The sequence below is a fragment of the Bradyrhizobium sp. PMVTL-01 genome (assembly GCF_051861855.1).
Taxonomy (GTDB): domain Bacteria; phylum Pseudomonadota; class Alphaproteobacteria; order Rhizobiales; family Xanthobacteraceae; genus Bradyrhizobium.
Genome location: NZ_CP193982.1, coordinates 7,935,806 through 7,953,257, shown reverse-complemented (window position 1 = coordinate 7,953,257; position 17,452 = coordinate 7,935,806). Strand labels below are relative to the sequence as shown.

17 protein-coding genes and 1 pseudogene are annotated in these 17,452 nt (G+C 60.5%); 8 read left to right on the top strand and 10 right to left on the bottom strand.

The features are described 5' to 3' along the window. Window positions 1-40 precede the first annotated feature (40 nt). The 8 genes from ACRQ5Q_RS38340 to ACRQ5Q_RS38305 form a co-directional block, all read right to left on the bottom strand. Window positions 41-523 carry a hypothetical protein gene (locus tag ACRQ5Q_RS38340; protein WP_439394970.1) on the bottom strand — a complete coding sequence of 161 codons (483 nt, stop codon included), beginning with the start codon at window positions 521-523 and terminating at the stop codon, window positions 41-43. Then, window positions 520-1,347: a hypothetical protein gene (locus ACRQ5Q_RS38335; protein ID WP_439394969.1), complete on the bottom strand. Its 828-nt coding sequence runs from the start codon at window positions 1,345-1,347 to the stop codon at window positions 520-522. The genes ACRQ5Q_RS38340 and ACRQ5Q_RS38335 overlap by 4 nt, the downstream gene beginning before the upstream one ends. Before the next feature lie 12 nt (window positions 1,348-1,359). After that, on the bottom strand, window positions 1,360-1,839 hold the full coding sequence (locus ACRQ5Q_RS38330; RefSeq protein ID WP_439394967.1) for a hypothetical protein: 480 nt from the start codon (window positions 1,837-1,839) through the stop codon (window positions 1,360-1,362). A 5-nt stretch (window positions 1,840-1,844) separates the two neighbouring features. After that, on the bottom strand, window positions 1,845-2,417 hold the full coding sequence (locus tag ACRQ5Q_RS38325) for a hypothetical protein (RefSeq protein ID WP_439394965.1): 573 nt from the start codon (window positions 2,415-2,417) through the stop codon (window positions 1,845-1,847). Further along, the gene (locus ACRQ5Q_RS38320; RefSeq protein WP_439394964.1) at window positions 2,399-3,220 is read right to left on the bottom strand and encodes an ATP-binding protein; all 822 of its coding nucleotides are present in this window, start codon (window positions 3,218-3,220) and stop codon (window positions 2,399-2,401) included. Before ACRQ5Q_RS38320 ends, ACRQ5Q_RS38325 begins: the two co-directional genes overlap by 19 nt. 10 nt (window positions 3,221-3,230) lie before the next feature. Then, window positions 3,231-3,893 carry a VWA domain-containing protein gene (locus tag ACRQ5Q_RS38315; protein ID WP_439394962.1) on the bottom strand — a complete coding sequence of 221 codons (663 nt, stop codon included), beginning with the start codon at window positions 3,891-3,893 and terminating at the stop codon, window positions 3,231-3,233. A 62-nt stretch (window positions 3,894-3,955) separates the two neighbouring features. Continuing rightward, a complete protein-coding gene (locus tag ACRQ5Q_RS38310) occupies window positions 3,956-4,165 on the bottom strand; it encodes a helix-turn-helix domain-containing protein (RefSeq protein ID WP_439394960.1) in 210 nt (69 codons plus the stop codon). A gap of 118 nt (window positions 4,166-4,283) precedes the next feature. Further along, window positions 4,284-4,880 (bottom strand): hypothetical protein, encoded by a 597-nt coding sequence (locus ACRQ5Q_RS38305; RefSeq protein ID WP_439394959.1) that lies wholly within the window; start codon window positions 4,878-4,880, stop codon window positions 4,284-4,286. 1,132 nt (window positions 4,881-6,012) lie between these two features. Between ACRQ5Q_RS38305 and ACRQ5Q_RS38300 the strand changes: the two genes are divergently transcribed. The 8 genes and pseudogenes from ACRQ5Q_RS38300 to ACRQ5Q_RS38265 all read left to right on the top strand — a co-directional run bounded on the left by ACRQ5Q_RS38300 (window position 6,013) and on the right by ACRQ5Q_RS38265 (window position 14,013). Further along, window positions 6,013-7,002 (top strand): NADP-dependent oxidoreductase, encoded by a 990-nt coding sequence (locus tag ACRQ5Q_RS38300; protein ID WP_439371458.1) that lies wholly within the window; start codon window positions 6,013-6,015, stop codon window positions 7,000-7,002. Window positions 7,003-7,073: 71 nt separating this feature from the next. Then, the gene (locus ACRQ5Q_RS38295; RefSeq protein ID WP_439371457.1) at window positions 7,074-7,745 is read left to right on the top strand and encodes an HD domain-containing protein; all 672 of its coding nucleotides are present in this window, start codon (window positions 7,074-7,076) and stop codon (window positions 7,743-7,745) included. Between the two features lie 324 nt (window positions 7,746-8,069). Further along, window positions 8,070-8,483 (top strand): cupin domain-containing protein, encoded by a 414-nt coding sequence (locus ACRQ5Q_RS38290; RefSeq protein WP_439375733.1) that lies wholly within the window; start codon window positions 8,070-8,072, stop codon window positions 8,481-8,483. A 192-nt stretch (window positions 8,484-8,675) separates the two neighbouring features. After that, window positions 8,676-9,650 carry a GlxA family transcriptional regulator gene (locus ACRQ5Q_RS38285; RefSeq protein WP_439371456.1) on the top strand — a complete coding sequence of 325 codons (975 nt, stop codon included), beginning with the start codon at window positions 8,676-8,678 and terminating at the stop codon, window positions 9,648-9,650. Window positions 9,651-9,832: 182 nt separating this feature from the next. After that, on the top strand, window positions 9,833-10,474 hold the full coding sequence (locus ACRQ5Q_RS38280; RefSeq protein WP_439371455.1) for an HD domain-containing protein: 642 nt from the start codon (window positions 9,833-9,835) through the stop codon (window positions 10,472-10,474). Between the two features lie 135 nt (window positions 10,475-10,609). Then, window positions 10,610-11,153: pseudogene (locus ACRQ5Q_RS38275) on the top strand (4-hydroxylaminobenzoate lyase). Between the two features lie 1,190 nt (window positions 11,154-12,343). Further along, a complete protein-coding gene (locus ACRQ5Q_RS38270) occupies window positions 12,344-12,664 on the top strand; it encodes a PilZ domain-containing protein (protein ID WP_439375732.1) in 321 nt (106 codons plus the stop codon). Between the two features lie 299 nt (window positions 12,665-12,963). Beyond that, on the top strand, window positions 12,964-14,013 hold the full coding sequence (locus tag ACRQ5Q_RS38265; protein ID WP_439399941.1) for an HD-GYP domain-containing protein: 1,050 nt from the start codon (window positions 12,964-12,966) through the stop codon (window positions 14,011-14,013). 411 nt (window positions 14,014-14,424) lie between these two features. On the opposite strand, the gene ACRQ5Q_RS38260 is transcribed toward ACRQ5Q_RS38265, so the two are convergent. Next, window positions 14,425-14,652 carry a hypothetical protein gene (locus ACRQ5Q_RS38260; RefSeq protein WP_439394957.1) on the bottom strand — a complete coding sequence of 76 codons (228 nt, stop codon included), beginning with the start codon at window positions 14,650-14,652 and terminating at the stop codon, window positions 14,425-14,427. Window positions 14,653-14,818: 166 nt separating this feature from the next. Next, window positions 14,819-17,308 (bottom strand): bifunctional diguanylate cyclase/phosphodiesterase, encoded by a 2,490-nt coding sequence (locus ACRQ5Q_RS38255; protein WP_439394955.1) that lies wholly within the window; start codon window positions 17,306-17,308, stop codon window positions 14,819-14,821. Between the last annotated feature and the right edge of the window lie 144 nt (window positions 17,309-17,452).

Genomic DNA, 17,452 nt, shown 5'->3' with positions numbered 1-17,452 from the left:
TGTCTCCTGATCATTCCTCCCGGTCTCCTCAATGCATGGCTTAGGGGTCATAGTGCCCGCCTAGTCTGACGAAGATGGCGAGCAGATACTTGGCCTGCTCCGTGCTCGGCTCGCGCAACAACGTCATGCCGGCCATGTCATCGATGAAGGCGCGCTCCCACTCGTTCCGCAAGCGTGCATGATTGCGCTGGCAGAACAGTGCAATTTTGTTCCAGCGCGGCTCCCCATCGCTATCGTAAAATTCCGGTGGTGCTTGTTGCGCGCGCAGCTGTTCGGCGCGCCCCTTATCAACGCCACGGGCGAATATGATCTCGGCGTCTCTATCGGAATATTTCCGCTCCTCAATTTCGCCGTTGCAGTTCTCAAGGACTATAGCGAGATCGTTAATCGACAGTCCTTCAGACGTGAGTATGCGTTTCAGCGCGGCTGCCGCAGCCACCACCTCACCATCAAAGTCGGAGCCGAGTCGGCGAAAGACTGCCGCGATCCGCTTTGCGATTGTCTCGTTCAGCACTGCAGTCATCGTTGTCTCCAGCAACGTTCGCGGTGTTGGCACATGCGACAACGCCAGCTGTCCGCATCCTCGGTGATCCGCGGCAATAACTCGCCGGCGCGCGTCGCCACGATGATCATGACCGCACGGTCGCTCATCATCTGTGCTAGTTGCGCGTTGAACGGCACCAGAATATGCAGGCGTTCACAGGTGTCGGCGTTGACGACGCTGAATAGTGCTGGGTTGGTACAATCCAAATAAGCTTGATAGATCGAGACTTGCGCCGCGTAGATCTCGTAGAGCCCGACCAGACCGTCGCGCTCGATCGCGCGCCAACTCTTCGCCTTCAGGCATTTATGCTCCCACACACAAGGATATTGGAGATTCGGCAGCTCGGGTCCGCTAATGATGATGCCGTCGGCATGGCCCCGAAACAGGCCGTCGGCGGCCACAAATTCGAGGCGATCAGCTGGCGCGAATTTGAACCCCGCGGCGACCAGGTGCTGGCGCGTGACTTCTTCGAAGAAGTGCCCGCGGGCGAAGATATCCTGGATGCGCGCCGGGAATACCGGATTACACATCCAATCGTACTGCACCCTGCGCAAGCACTCCGAACCGATTGCACTGGCGCCGAGATAATGCCGGTAGTTCTCGCTCGGCGGCTCGGTGGCCTCGATCAGGTGGTTGATCAGCCGATTGAGCGGGCGGTCCGACAGATTCGAGCAATTGAAATCCAGGACGCTCATGATTATCTTCACGTCGATCAACACAGCGCAGCCCACGTTGCCGCAGCAATCACTTGAGCAACCAGCGCGGCGCGCGCGGATGCCAGGCAGGGGCTGCAGCGTCAGCACATAGCGATGCCTTTAGAAAGGGATGGCATCGCCGGTTTTCTCGTTGAAGTCTGATTTGCGCAGGATCCCACCCACCCGCCGATCGCGGGCGAACTGAGCCTGCTCAAGCAGCTGCCGTACCAGCAGCACGAAGTTGGCCATGGTGTCCTTCGACCACGCCGTCGCTGGCTGTGACCACTCGATGTCGGCCTGGTCGGCCAGCGCCGGCAGGATCGCGCGTGCCACTGCAATCTCGTCCGGCGATGGTGAGCGTTCGAACGATCGCACGGCCTGTTGCTGATCGAGCTCTTCGGCGATCGCCTGCTCGCAGCGCGTCGTAATCCAGCCGAACAGGGCGGCGGCAAGGATCCAGCCCCATTGCAAGTCACTGAGGCTGCCCGCCGGCGTGTGCATAAGGAGATTATTGCCGAGCACGATCTTGCGCGCCTCGGCGATGGCCGCGGAAATCGCTTTCCGCTGCCATTCGTCTTCACGGTTCGAGATCTCTCCCATGGCTATCACCCCGCCCATTGCGGCCGTGCAATTGCGCTAGCCGGTTGTGCGGCTGATGCTGGCGCCGCAGTCGGAGAAGTCTTGCCGTGGATCTGCTCTGGCTGCTTCCATTCCTTGCGCTCTGACGTGATGACTTCCGCAATCGTGTTCTTGGCTGCGTAGCCATCGCGCGGCAGTCGCACACCAAGGCGGGCGATAAAGCGCACGCCATCGAAGTCGCCCCAACTGGTCACCGTGCGGGCTTTCTGTGCGCTTTCACTTTTGTCGTCCGGCCGGATCCCGCGCGCCGATTCGAGTATCGCCCTTAGCTTCGCGCGGGAGATCTCACCGGCTTCCGTGTGTCCTGGTGTCGTGCCGTGCAGAGTGAAGCGCTGCCAGAGTTTGCGCTTGGCATATTCTCCCTCGACGACCATGAACTCACAGTCGAGCCCTTCACTGGCGCCGTCGGCGGCCTTGGCCAACCAGCCATCACCAGCACCACCAGAGCGGATCTTCATCTGTAGCGTGACGATCGTGTTCGCCGGAATGAGGTCAATCGTGCGCTGCGTGTCGGCATCGTTCAAGTCGTATTCGGACATGGCTTTAGATCTCCTGTTTTTAAGTTCGTGAGCTTGGTGAATAATTTGCCGAGATCTGGTTCTTCGATCGGTTCGAGTTTCCCGGAGCGGTCCTTTGCAGGATAATTCCATGTATTGGGCGCGGTGCAAACGAAGCCGCGCATCGGCGGTTTGCCGTCGCCCAGATCGATGAACTGCATCGTTATGATTTGGTCTACGATGCCGGGAAGTTCCCGGCCGGTCTTGTTGCCCTCGGTCTGCAACTGCCACGTTGCCACGTTGAAGTCATCGACAACGCGCTCGAGGATGCCGACGAAGACGACATGCTTAGCACGGGCGTGCTGCAGTTGATTGAGCCAGAGAATCATCTCCCGCGCGTGCAGGCTATATGTGCTGCGAACGTCCTTCTTGCCGGTGCGCTCCGAGAATGCCTCCGGCTGTTGCTCGGCCCAACGATAGGAGAGTCGGGACACTGCGGTGAGCGAATCGACAAACACGATGTCGGTCTGATCGAGGAGCTCCAGCTTGCCGCCAACCGCCTCATAATGCGCCGGCGAATAGCAGGCTGTCGGCGGGAAGCTCTTATTTGGTCCACCAATCCGACAGGCGAGATTGCGTGCGGTCGGCCAGTCGTCGAGCCTGATGGTCGCGACCGGCACGTCGAGCACGGCCAAATCACCAGCCTCGATATCGATGAATAGTACGCGTGCAGGATCCAGCGTGCGCAGCAGCGACGTCTTGCCGACGCCGGTGGGGCCGACAATCAGGACCTTGGCGCCGCGGCGCTCCCGCAAGCGTTCATCGGCCGTGATGATCTCCAGCATGGCACATCCTCTATTTCTCGAGCTGGGTGAGCAGCAGTCTCGCTGCCTCGCTGTTCTGCGCAGCAAGCGCCTTGGCGCCCCCGGCGGCGAATGCAGCTACGGCCTTCAGCAGATCCGCGAGCCGCTGGGCTGCCCTGGCGTCGAACTTCGCCACGGCTCCGCCGGTGATGCCGGCGAGTTCGCTGTAGATCTCGCCGACTCGCTTGTCATCGCCTTCCTGAAACAGGAAGACCGGCACGTCGCCTAGCTTGCGCGCTTCGGTGTAGAGATCGCCGGGAGTTTCCTCGCAGGCGTCAGAGACCAGGATCAGCGCATCGATCTTCTTGCGCTGATTCTCTTTGTTGGCATGCGCAAGCACGCGCTTGATCTGTGTCTCCCCGGCGCGGCAAATCACGCTGGACATGATGCGGCTGAGCGATTTGGCATTCGACAGCCAGCGCGAGGTGACGCATTCGCTTTGGCCACGGTAGTAAACGAGTTGCACGTCGAGCCCCCCGATGTCGGCCGCGGCTTCGAACATCTGCGCCGTCAACCCGGCGGCCGTGTCCCAGGTCGGTTGCCGCGAGGCGGTCGCGTCGATCGCGAAGATCAACCGGCCGCGCATCGGATCGATCTTGGCGAAGAACGCATCGAGATGCGTGCGGATCGCAATGGTGGGTGCGGCTGCGGTCATGATCTAGATTTCTCGAATGCTCAGGCGTTGGGATGGCTCGTGTCGATTGGTGATTTGGGCGGTCATCGCTCGGACTCGCCTCGGCCGATTTTTGTCGCTTCCATGACTGGCAGCCGCGCAGCCCAGCGCCGGAGATCGGCAGCTGCCACGACCGACTTCTTGCCGATTTTCCTAATTGGAATTTCGCCTTTGGCGATTAGCTCATAGAATTTGGTCCGTCCGATCGCGGCTAACCGGCAACATTCCGGAATTGTATAAAGTAACTGATCCATGTGAACCCTCGCCATTTGCGGCCGTCCCGGCGACCGCTTGCGGCCGATGATGACCATAGGGCAAGGGTGTTAGATTGCACGCTGCAACAACAGCAATGAGCGCAATGCCGTATTTGCGTTATTTGCGGCGACCCGCCGCTCTCAAGATCGTGTCGTCTGAAACAGCGGGCAGCTTATATTCCATGAGCTTCGCGCCAACCTGCTGGCAGAGGGTCGTATTCGGTACGATGGTCTGGTCGGGCACGCCGTTTGGATAGAGCTCGTTGATAATGCGTTGCGCGCGTTCGATCGCCGGCCGCGCTCTTGTCGGCCTTGCGGTGGTCTGACTCGTTGCGAGGCTTCTTGCTGCCGGCGAGGGCCGGCCCTCGATGCGCCGGTCCGGTGGACGGAGATGAGGTGGGTGACCCGTGCAAAGGATTTTCGTCACCTCACCCGTCGATAGCTCGATCAGATCGAGCGGCCGATTTTCCCAATCCCACGCGTAGTGCTCGCCCCGCTTTGGTCCAATCAACCATGGTTTTAATGGGCGTGACTGCACCCAATCGAAGTCCCGAGGCTCAAGATGCGCAGGTACACCAACGTTGCCGTCAGAAAAGGTCCGGCCTCGCATGCCGTAATCGCTCGCCGCGATCCTGACCCTAACATCGATCTTTCGATCAGCGACTGCGCGGCACAGATCAGTCTTTGCCTCGTCTTCGCTCACGCCGGTCGCCATGACGCGCTTGAGCGCATCCGCAAGCGGCTCCCAAACTGGAGTATATGCCACTGACTGCCACCCTCCACCGCCTGCATGCATGCCGGTAGCGCGGGGCAAGCCGGACGGCGGTGGTGATGGTGTCCGGCGACGGTTGGCCGACCGGCCCCGCGCCTTGGGCAATGATACAGCCACACCGGCGCGGGCCAAGGCCCCGCGAACCGGGCCGTTGATGGGCCCCGGGCGGCCCATCCGACAGTCGAGCCTTGCGGGTTCGGCGTAGCGGAGAGACAGCGACCAATGCTGACGGCACGGCTGCTGGAATGGTCGAAAAATCGCGCAGAAATTCTAAAGCCGTTTCAGATGGTTGCGGGGTAAGTGGGATTCCGCCCCTGGGCACCATTTCCACGCTTTTCCACGCTGAACTACGATTTGGTGGGAGGTCATTGCGTGAGAGGCCGGACCGCGGCGCCACGCTGCGCATTGCCGTCTCCACGCAAGACGACGGCAATTGACCAGTAATCCGAAGCCGCGATGGGAAAAATCGTGAGTGTTTCCTGAATAAGGGTACTCGATATTCGGAAATCGAAAGTGCGATGACGCCCTAAGCATCGTCCTCATCGGTTATCCGGTCGCGCTCCAGCTGACTCTCCATCCGGCCATACGACGTTTCGGCGATCCTGTCGTTGTGCGCCTTGATGGGAGGTTGACCACCTCCCGAAGATGCTTATCGCTCTTGATGCTTTCGCAGCGCAGACTGCCAACGGCATTGATGGCTCCCTCATCCGATCCGCCGCGCGCTTCGATGCCGCATGTATGATGCTGGAAAAAGGGACCGGCGGCTGAAGCCCGCAGCTTCCGATCACGCCTTCGGATCGGGACCAGCTGAGGGTGAGCCCCCCGGCGCTACCCTTGTCCAACATCGCGGCAGCTTCGGCTGGGTGGAATCGGATTAGATCGCATCCGACGGCGAAACCGCTCCGGGAACGTTCGGAGGGGCCTTGTCAGGAAACGACGTACGGCTGTCCTGATCCGCGGGATCGTGCTCGTTGTCCGGGGCACGACTCGTTGCGACATACGGATAAGCCCGTCCCCATCAATCGCCCCGAACGGTCGACGGCAATCATGACGCGCTGAGCGCAAGGAGGATGTGATGACCGCGAGCAGCATTGTTCCTCAAGCAAACGAAGAGCGAACTCATTCAACAATGATGGCCTGGCGCGTGCACGAGTTTGGGTCGCCAGAGGTCATGAAGTTCGAGCGCTTGCCGCGACCCGAGCCAGGTCCTGGCGAGGTCCTGGTCAAAGTTGCGGCCGCTGGAGTTGGCCCATGGGACGGCTGGATCAGATCCGGCAAGAGCGCTTTGCCGCAACCGCTTCCCCTCACTTTGGGCTCGGATCTGTCCGGTGAAATCGTCGCGATGGGGCCGGGCGTTTCCGAACTACGTGTGGGAGATCAGGTTTATGGTGTTACGAATCCGCAGTTTATCGGTGCGTACGCCGAGTACGCTGTGGCTTCCGCAGGAATGGTCTCGAGCAAGCCAAGCTCGCTAAGCCATCTCGAAGCCGCGTCCGTTCCTGTCGTTGCCGTGACGGCATGGCAGGCGTTGTTTGATCACGCCCAACTCAAAGCGGGTCAAACGGTGGTCATTCACGGTGCGGCCGGCAATGTCGGATCCTATGCAGTTCAACTGGCCCGTCACGCGGGTTTGCAAACCGTGGCGACCGCATCGATGGGCGATATTTCCGTCGCGGGCAACCTCGGCGCAAACACGGTGATCGACTACCGGACGCAGCGCTTCGAGGAAGAAGTTCAGAACGCGGACGCTGTGATTGATCTGGTCGGCGGCGAAACACAAAGCCGCTCGTTCCGGGTCCTTCGTCGCGGCGGCAAGCTGATCTCGGCAGTGTCCTGCCCGGATCAGGATCTTGCAAAGCGCTACGGTGTTGAAGCCGCCTTCTTTCTGGTCAACGTCACGAGCCAATACCTGACAGAGATCGCTCGCTTCATCGATGGTGGAAAACTACGAACAAAGGTAGGGGCAGTCTTACCCCTCGCGGATGCGCGCGAGGCTCATTTGATGCTGGAACGCGTGCGGCCTCAGCCGAAAGGAAAGATCGTGCTCGACGTCGGAGCGAGTTGATCAGCACAATTTCGCAGTTGCGCGCGCAACGCACAACCAAGCCTCACAGTAACTCTTGAAAGGACGCAACCATGACAACCCAAAATCTCTCCAATGCTCTCGTCGTTCCCGATTCCCTGCTCGCGAAAGAGGCGACAGACATCCTGCGCGAACATTCCACCGATCTGCTCTTCAATCACTCGATCCGCGTCTACCTGTTCGCGGCTGAGCAGGGTCGTCAGAGGAATCTGCGCTTCGACCGTGAACTCCTTTACGTCGCTGCCGCATTTCACGATCTCGGCCTGATCAAGAAGTTCTCGAGCTCAGACGAGCGCTTCGAGGTCGATGGCGCAAATGCGGCCCGACAGTTTCTTAACACCCACAACATCGCTGAAGATCAGGTGCAGACCGTCTGGGAAGCAATCGCGCTGCATACCACTCCCGGCATCCCGAAGTACATGGGTCCTGAAGTAGCGCTCCTCAATTCCGGTGTCCTTCTCGATGTCATTGGAGTGGGGTTCGAGCAATTTCCCGCGGAGCTGCGCGAGGAAATCGTCGCCAAGTACCCGCGCACCAATTTCAAAGAAGGCTTCATTCAGGAGTATTTCGCCGGTTTTGCGCACAAGCCAGCGACCACGTATGGCACCGTCAACGCCGCCGTTTGCGAACGTTTCATGCCGGGGTTCAAGAGTCCCAACGCCTGCGACCTGATCGCGGCTTCTCCTTTCCCGGATTCCCAGCACCAGGCTCACAATCATGACTAGAACCTATCTTGTGCTCCAGGAGCTCGCCCCCGATCGCGCGCAAGCTACCGGCGTCGGCTCGCTAGCCTCCCTCATCTGGCTAACTCTCGGCGCTTCTGCCATCGGCACCGAGGGGTCCATGATCGCCGGGCTTTTACCCGCCCTCGCGCGGGACCTGCACGTCGGTTTTCCCGCCGCCGGCCATCGGCCCTGCATCTTGGTTCCAGCTAGTTTGCGCGAGCTCGTTAGAAGAGGAGTGCTATGATGTCGATCAGTGGATTTTCCTATCGGATTGGCGCGCTGTCAAACCCTCGAGATACGACAGCAAAACTAGTGAGGAGAGCAATGCGAGCGGCCTTCGTGCCGCTGATAGCGTTAGCGATCGCCTTGGGAGCTTCACCCGCGATCGCGCAGGAGCGGGAGGAGGTGAAAGTCGCGTTCGAGCACGCACTCCCGAATGTCGAAGGAAAGAAAATAGTTGCTGTGACGGTGAACTATCCTCCCGGAGGCAAATCGCTGGCTCATCACCACGCAGCCTCGGCATTTATCTACGCCTATGTGTTATCCGGGGCCATCCGCAGCCAAGTCGGCAATGACCCCGCCAAGGTCTATCACGCAGGCGAAGGGTTTTACGAAATGCCCGGCTCACATCACACCATCAGCGAGAACGCCAGCGACAAGGAGCCTGCCAGCCTACTGGCAATCTTCGTCGTCGATTCCAAGAACGGGCCCTTGACGACGCCAGACAAGGGGCCGTGATCACGAAGATTGCGCGACGAGCTCGCCTGTGGCCGTGATGCTCAATTGAGCAGCTGCAGGGGCTACTGGTTGGCGGCTGCGCCAACGAGCCAACCGGTAGACGTTTCGTTGTTGCTTCGCTGGTCGTGCCAAGACTTTTGCAGTCTCCGGAACTAGTTGCATAATGGGGCGCTAGACTGGAGAGACAGAGAGGTGCCGGTACAAGCTGTCGCAATCGTCGTCTGTGAGGGGGTCCAGGCGCTAGACGTGGCTGGGCCGATGGATGTGTTCAGTGAGGCGAACGCGTTTCTCGGCAGCGCGGACCGCTATGAAACGGTATTGGTTGCTGCTCACCGCAATCCGCTGCGCGCGTCGAACGGCATACGCATGGTCGCCGACCTGACCTTCGAGGAGGCGGCGGGCGGCTTCGACATCGTTCTGGTGGCCGGCACTCCGACGCCACCGAAAGTGGAGCCCGAACCCTGCCTGCTTCAGTGGGTCAAGGAGCTGCCGTGGCGCTCCAGCGTCTATGGATCGATCTGCACAGGGGCTTTTGTGCTCGGCTATGCCGGCCTCCTCGACGATCGGCGAGTCACGACCCATTGGCAGGATGCACAGGCGCTGGCGGCAAGGTTTCCGAAGGCAAAAGTCGAACCGGATCTGATCTATGTCCGCGATGGACGGTTGATCACCGCGGCTGGTGTGACTGCGGGGATAGATTTGGGCTTGGCGCTCGTCGGGCAGCGGCACGGCGCGGAAACGGCGCTCAAGGTCGCCAAGCGGCTGGTTGTCGTTGCCCAGCGCCAGGGCGGACAATCGCAGTTCAGTCCCTATCTCACGGCACCTGCCGATCCGGAATCGCCAATCGCACGCATCCAGGACCATGTCATGGCCAATATTGGGGATCGCCACACGTTGGAGTCGCTTGCCGCTGTGGCCGGCATGAGCCCCCGGAACCTGGCTCGGCATTTCAGGCAGGTGACCGGGACCACACCGCACGAATTCATCGAGCGCGCCCGTATTGATGCCGCGCGCATGATGCTGGAAGCAAGCGACCGACCGCTGAAGGCCATTGCCTTCGATTGCGGCTTCGGATCTGCAGATCGGATGAGGATTGTCTTCAGCACCCGTCTCGGCGTGACCCCTGTCCAATACCGCGCCAGCTTCCGGCGAGCAGAACCGGAATAGTTCGCGAGCTATCCGAGGACGAAACTGCGGGCTCCTACTGCGCTGAAGCTCCGAGCGGCCCTTTGTCAGGAAACGACGTACGGCTGTCCTGATCCGTAGCCTCCCGCTTGTTGTCCGGAGCAGAGCTCTGTTGCCTAATCCGGACAAGCAGCCAGCCGTTATCCAGCCAAGGAGATTGCTCCATGTCCGAAATCATCGCCGGCATTCGCGTGCCCGACAGCGCCATCGCGCGCGCAGCCACGCAGCTCGTGCGCGATACCGAAGACGACCTGCTCTACAACCATAGTCGCCGTGTCTTCCTGTGGGGCGCGCTCACGGGCGACCGCCGCGGCCTGAAATACGATCCGGAGCTGCTTTACCTGGGCGCCATGTTCCACGACATGGGCCTCACCGAGAAATATTCGAGCCCCGATCTGCGCTTCGAGGTCGACGGCGCCAATGCCGCCCGCAAATTCATGAAAAGCTACGGCGTGCCCGAGCGTGACATCGAGGATGTCTGGACTGCCATCGCGCTCCACACCACGCCCGGAATCCCCGAGCATATGCGCCCGACCATCGCGCTGGTGACCGCTGGTGTGGAGATGGACGTGCTCGGCATCGCCTATCACGACTTCACGCATGAACAGCGCGACCATGTCTGCATTCATCATCCGCGCGAGCCGAATTTCAAGGAAAACATCATCGATCACTTCGCCAACGGAATTATCAAGAAGCCGCTGACGACGTTCGGAAACGTGAAGGCCGACGTCCTGTCGCTGAAGGACATGAACTATGTCCGTCAGAACTTCTGCTCGATCATCCTTGGCTCAGCTTGGCCGAACTAATCCCTCCTTGGTGTACTGCATTTCCGTCGGCCAAGATCGAGGGACGGGAAACATTGATGCCACGAGCCGGATACTGATGCGTTCGCCACGTTTCAGGGATTCGAAGTGTAAAACTTAGTCGAAGAGGAGATCACCATGGGAAGCCGGGAAGAACTCATCAGCGTAGCATTCCGTTTCTCCGGGAAGTCAAGGACGCGACACCCGGCGCGGAGATGGAGCGCTGGCTCAACACAACATATGGGGAAGATAGTGCGCTCCATCGCCATCTCGCCCGCCTGATCGAGATCGGGGTCGAGGAGGGGGGCGGCAAACCCGGAGGTGGACGGCCCAATACCGGCGCAGTCGCATTCTGGAGCCGACAGCTGAGACCTTCCAGTTCAGCATCACCGCTGTCTACGTGAACAGCGCTGATCCGCGCCGCTCCAAGGACGAAGATGACCACGACGTGCTGCGCGGCCAGTATCACGGCTATCACGGCCATCCCTATGGCGAGCTCAACCTCGTCGTGCCCCTGAACAAGGGGGCGGAGTTGAAGGGATTACAGGGATGGCAGGGACCGGGCTGGACGGCACCCGATCCGGGCAGCAGGCACCATCCCGAGGTCAGGGCCGGCGCGGTTATCGCTCTGTTCTACCTGCCTGCTGGACGCATCTCATACGATTTCAAGGCTCTCGCCTGATCATCGCAGCACATCGCCAGCCAGGCGGGGCTCCCCGCGATCCAGTGCGGGTCGGGAGTAGCCAACCTCTGCCATGGTCCCACGCATCAGACCATCATACTGAGCACAAAGAGCGGTTCCTCCTGTCGGTGACTGCGTATGATTCCCTCCCTGGGCACCATTCCAAAAGCAAGCACCTGAAACAGCAACATAAAATCGAGGTATTGTCCCACCGATGGCGGTGGTGGGACACGATTGGTTGCTATCTGTTCCTGTTTGTCCATGGGATTTATAACTTTGACAAAGCAGGCGCAGGAGAGGGAGGGCTGGCTCCGTCCCCACTAATTCGCAGAACTCTACCCAAAGGGGGGCGTTGGCAGGGTCCCACCCTTCATAGGCGTACTTGAGATCGAGCATTTCTGCGTAGCTGCGCGCCTGTTGCACGGCATCCATTGCGGATTTGTAGCAGGCCTTAGCCTCGACCACGGCAAGCGGAAAGTCTCGCGTGTAGCGCAAAAGGTAGTCCACCCGCTTGGGCGGCTGCTCGCGAGTGGCCCGTCGCTGAGCAGCTCGGTCGTGGACGAAGCGGCCAACCAGGTGTTCGCCGTTAGCGCTTGGCCCGGTGCTGCCGAACGTCCATCTCATTTTTCTGGCGTCAGTTGGTATCATAACACCCTGGACTGCCAGGAGACTTAGAACAACGTTAACAACTACTACGTGAGAATTATGTCAGGGAACACGGGGCATTCTACAGTGCGGTTTTAGCTGCACTCCTCCTGGTCGAAGCCGGGCTCACCAGCGAGATCCAGTCCGCGCGTCCCGTCGGTTTGTTGTTATCCATTTTGCTCCTCTGGCCGTGAAGCCCAAACCTATTGAGAACCATATGTCTACTGTCCTGAAATTCAGTCGTCCTCGCCAATCCCCAGCTAGGCCACGGCACTCACACTGCTCTCCATTCAGTATTCTGACGCACATGGCCTCGCTCATCTCAATAGAGATTCACGCAACAGTGTATCTGCGCCAAGCGATCTTCATTTCCGATCTCGCGAACGCCTGCATCCGATTGTCGCTCGGCCGATTGCCGAGCGGACGACGAGCCAGTTGCAGCTCCAGTCCGAACGGATGGCCAGCTAATCGCGGCTGCGCGCAGCGAGCTGCGCATGTCCATCGAGAACTGCTCATTTGAACGTACCGTTACTCCGGGGGGTGCGATGTGGTGGAACAATCGAAAGGCAGCCCGCGTTCACTTTGAACATAAGCACCTGGTCAATATCATGGGCGTGGATGGAACGTGGCGCCGAAGCTGCGCGCTGCTCGATATTTCGGACACGGGCGCCAAGCTCGAGGTGGAGGGCTCTACCGACGCGCTCAAGGCTCAGGAGTTCTTCCTCGTTCTATCCTCCACCGGGCTGGCATTTCGCCGATGCGAGTTGGTTTGGATCAATGGAGCACATGTCGGTGTCCACTTCGTCACCGGCAAGACGAGGAAGAAAGGGGCCAGCAAGGATGATCATCTCGCTCGTGCGCGGTGAGTGGAATCCTATCCAGCCTTGAATGACCGGTAGCAACCCATGCAGCTAGTCTCCTCGCGAACGGTGTCTTTCATCGACGTTCCGTCTCTTGCAACTTGCGAAGCCAAAGAGGCCCTCTTTCATCACGACAGCAAGGGCTTCATCCTCTATCTCTCCGGAGGAGGCCGATCGTCTCCCTCTGAGGAGCGAGTGATGTTCCTGAGATTGCGCGAGGCACTGGTGTGGTTGAACGAACCGCCTGAGGATCAGGGATCGTTTTGGGCGTGAAGACGCCGGTCAGCGTCTCGGAGGCGGCTCTCATGTTTGTGCATGTTCTGGCTGATAATGCCGCGAAGCTGTCTGAGCTTTGCAGCCTGCTCGATCGAAGATTTCAGATCGCAGGGGAGCGACTGGATGTCGACTCGAAGCTCTCGGAGTTGCCTGACGCATTGGTTGTGCGGGCCGATCTGCGTGTGATCGAAAACATCGCCGCTCTGAAGAGGAGAAGTGCGCGGACGGCCAAAGTTTCCAAGCGCATATTCCTGATCGAGCAGCCCTCTCACGCCTGCATCTCACAGGCCTATGCCCTTGGAGCTACGCTCGCCGTGACGGGAAAAATTAATCCGGCCAAACTCTTCGCGGCATTGGCCAATCGAGGAAACTCAGAGGCTGCTTCACCAACTGGCGCGACGCAGGAAGACAATGCGGTGGAGGTCGCGGCTGCTGCGATCGGATCGATGTTTGCTGCGGCGTCTTTCGGCGAGCCAATAGACGTGATGGCGACCATAGATGCTGGCAGGGGGATCGCCGAACGGATCACCGAGCGCGGCCTCGCTGAATGGCTCACCGCCGTGCGGCGCCATCACGAGGGGACTTACCAGCACTGCCTCCTCGTTACCGGCGTAGCCATCGACTTCGGCCTTAGCCTAGGGCTGAAGAGAACCGATCTTGAGCGGCTGTACTCGGCCGCCATGTTTCACGACATCGGCAAGGCGAAGATCCCCTTGGCGATCCTGGACAAGCCCGGACGTCTGGATGCCGAGGAGCGGGCGCTTGTCGAGACGCATCCTGTGGCGGGGTACGAGTTTCTGAAAGCTCAGACTGGAATTTCGGCCGAGATCCTGGATGCAGTCCGGCATCATCATGAATATCTCGATGGCAGCGGATATCCGGACGCGCTCTCTGCCGAGAGCATCGCCGATATCGTGAGAATGTTGACCATTGCCGACATCTTCGCCGCCCTGATCGAGCACCGGCATTACAAGCCGACCATGCCTCGGTCGGAGGCGTACGGCATTCTCTCGGGGATGCAGGGAAAACTCGAAAAAGCTCTCATGATTGCATTCAAGCAGGTCGCGCTGACCCGCTAGGAATGGCAAATGACAGGAACGTAGAGGAGCCAGCGCAGGGTCGCGCTGAGCGAGCTCTCCTCGGTACGTCATCGACCGGAGTTGCCTATCCCGAATGTGTACTCACCTGGTGAGCGGCCAGGAACTCGGGGTTGCCTTATTGAGCCTGGTCGAAAGCCGGCCGTGTCCAAGTCGGCGGCTGCTGCAGGCGCTTGAGGGCGATCCTGCGCCGTGCGGTTTCAGTTCTTTCAAGATGTCGCCAATAAGGGCAGGTCAACTCCACGAACTGCGGACAGAGCCCTTGCCTTGAGCCCGCCAACGTCCCTCAGACCTCGCTACAGGTGCGCCAAACGCGGCTCACTCGACTGTGCCGGCAAGGCGCAGATTCGGCACGCCGACGCCGCGGACGCGGATTGGTGCCGAGAGCTCTGCTCAGCTGACATCGAGCACGGGGCCAGTATCGTCGCGGCGCAGGCGGAATTCGATCGTCCTGCCCGTCTTGCGCCAATCCGACGTCTCGCCATCGTCGACATAGACAAGCCCGGAACCACGGCGATCGGGCGCGCCGAACACGATTGCTTTCAGCCCCCTGCCGTCTTCAATCGGAACGATCGAGCCCGCGCGCGCGAAGAGCGGTAGCCGGCCCAGAGGTGCTGCCACGATGACGGTTCGCCCGCCCTCGAATGGCCCCCCCGGCGGAAATCGTCACGGGCCTGCAATTGATCTGGCGAGGCGAAGCTTTTGGCGAACGCCTGCTTCCCTACAAGTTCGGCTGACACGCGAACGTTCATGCGCATGCGTGGCCGAGGACCGGAAAGCCGACGGCTCAGCGGATGGCAGCCTGCCGCTCCGCTCCGTGTCGCCTGGGCGCCACTTCGACCGTCGAAGCCAAAAGGGTCGGCTGGAGCAGGACGGTGAACTCATCGAGCGATACCGGCGGAGAGAAAATATAACCTTGCGCCATGGTCGCGCCGTTTTCGGCCGCGAACCGAAGGTCTTCGGCCGTTTCGATGCCTTCGACCACCGTTTCGAACCCCAATTCGTTCGCAAGTCCGAGCGCAAGGCGAAGGATCGTCTGCTTCTCGCGGTCTTCCGCGACACCCGCGACGAGCGTGCGATCGAGCTTCACGGCGTCGAAGGGGAGCCTCGCCATGGTCGAAAGATTCGAATAGCCGGCTCCGAAATCGTCCATTGCGAAGCGTATTCCCAATTGCCTGAGGAGGCTTATTCTCTCGCGCACGACATCAGGATTGCGCATCGCTACCGACTCCGTGACCTCGATCTCGAGGTATCGCGGCGGGAAGTCGGCCTCGCGAACGGTCGTGACGATATCCTTGATGAACAGCGGGTCCTCGATTTCCGTCGCCGCGACATTTACGGCAAGCACGAGGTTTGAGCCGGCCCGGATCAAGCCCCCGATCTCGGCGAGCGCGCGCCTGAGCACGAAGCGGTCGATCTCCATGATGAGACCGATCTCTTCCGCGATTTTGATGAAGCGCTGAGGAGGAATGTTGCCCTCCTTCGGATGATGCCAGCGCGCCAGCGCCTCGACGCCCACGATGCGGCCATTCACGCAGGACACCTTGGGCTGGTAATGGACGACGAGCTCTTCATTGCGGATCGCGAGGGCGAGATCGGTTTCGAGCGCATGCCGGGCACGCGCGACCTCGGCGAGATCCGGAGTGAAGAACGCGTGGGTGTTGCGTCCCGAGCTCTTCGCGACGTACATCGCAAGGTCGGCGCGGATCAGGAGATCGTCATAGGTGGTGCCGTGGGTGGGCCAGATTGCAACGCCGATGCTGGCGCCGATGGTCGCATGGTTGCTCTGGAGCTTGAAGGAAACCTGCAGCGTCTCGATCATCTCGCGGGCACAGAGGCTCGCGGCCTCGACCGTCTTCACCCCGGCGATGATGGCGACGAACTCGTCGCCTCCGACCCGGGCGAGCAGACTTTTGCCGGCAGCGACCTTGGACGCCAGCAAATTGCTCAAGCGCTCGGCCACCAACTTGAGCAGCTCGTCGCCAGCCTTGTGCCCGAAAGTGTCGTTGATGGATTTGAAGCCATCGAGGTCGAGGAACAACAGCGCCCCGCCTTGTTCAGCGTCGATGAGCGCCGGCGCATCGATGCGCATCTTCTCCCGATTGGGAATGCGGCTCACCGTATCGTAGAAAGCGAGCTGGCGAATTCTTCGCGTGCTGGCGCGCAAGTGCGTCAGCATTCGCTCGAATGCGAGGCCGAGGCCGCGAACCTCGCCGATGCCCGTTGCGCGGAACGGAACGTCGAGATTGCCTCCCGCGATTTCCTGGGCGGTCTTGGCGAGCTCCGAAAGTCCTTTCGTGAAGTGCCTTACGGCGACCAACAGCGCGACGACCAAGGCACCGAGCGCCAGCGCCGCGGATGCCAGGAACTGCCACATCAGCGAGCGGGTATGTGCGGCGCCGATCTGGAACATCTGATCGCGTGTCGTCGTCACGAGCGTTGCGCTCGCGAACGTACACACCTTGAGCGTAGCCTCGTATTCGACACAGCGCGCGACGTAGTTTCCGTCATCCGAGCGCTGTAGTCCGCCCAAACGCGTCCTGGCGCTGCTGAATTTCACCCCTTCAGGCCCCGCGGAAGACACGATCTTGTCGTCACCCATGATGATGACCACGCCGGCATTGGCTAGCGAAGTGAAGTTCTCGAGAGTCCGCTCCGTGCGCCCGAGCGGTCGGATGGCGACGAGCGCGCCGATGAGGTCGCCGAAGTCGTCGAACACGGGCTCGATTGCGGTGTGCGCTATAGTGCGGCGCTCCGGCAGGCCAAGCGCAGACAGTTCAGCCGATTTGAGCTCATAGGTGCCTTCCTCACCTCGCGGGTGCGAGCGGCTATTGTGCTTGAGGATCGACCTGAGATTGACGGAGAGGTCGGTCCCCTCGATCGCCCCGTTCAGAGCGAGGAGGTCGAGTGGCGTGTTGGCACCGATCACGCGGCCGGTTTCGTCGAAGGCGATCAGCCTTTCGAAGCTGGAGGTCGAAGCAACGACGCTGAGCAACTCGCGGATCGTCACATCGTTGTTCGAGGCGACCGCCTTTGCAATATCGGCGCGCTGAGCGATCTGGCGCAGGCGCGACGCGGTTTCCGCGCCGAGGACCTCGATTCGCGCTCGCGCCAACTGCGCCTCGCCGTCGAGGCGATGAGCAAGCTGGTCTTCCGAGAGTTCGCCCAGTGCCGCAGCCTGATGCCCCAGTTGCTGCTGCAGGCGTAGCGCCGTCAAGCCACCGATGAGGCCGAGCCCGAGCACGCCGGTCGCGAGCACGACGGCAACGAGGCGCATGGCGATAGACGAGGGGAAACGAACTCCGGACGGAACAGCCCAACGACGCCAGCGGGACGGCGTCTTCGATGTCTTCGCCATATCGGTGTCGGTCGCCACCACCTGTCAGCACCCTGAACTTGCGGGGGCCGATCAATGTCGCTC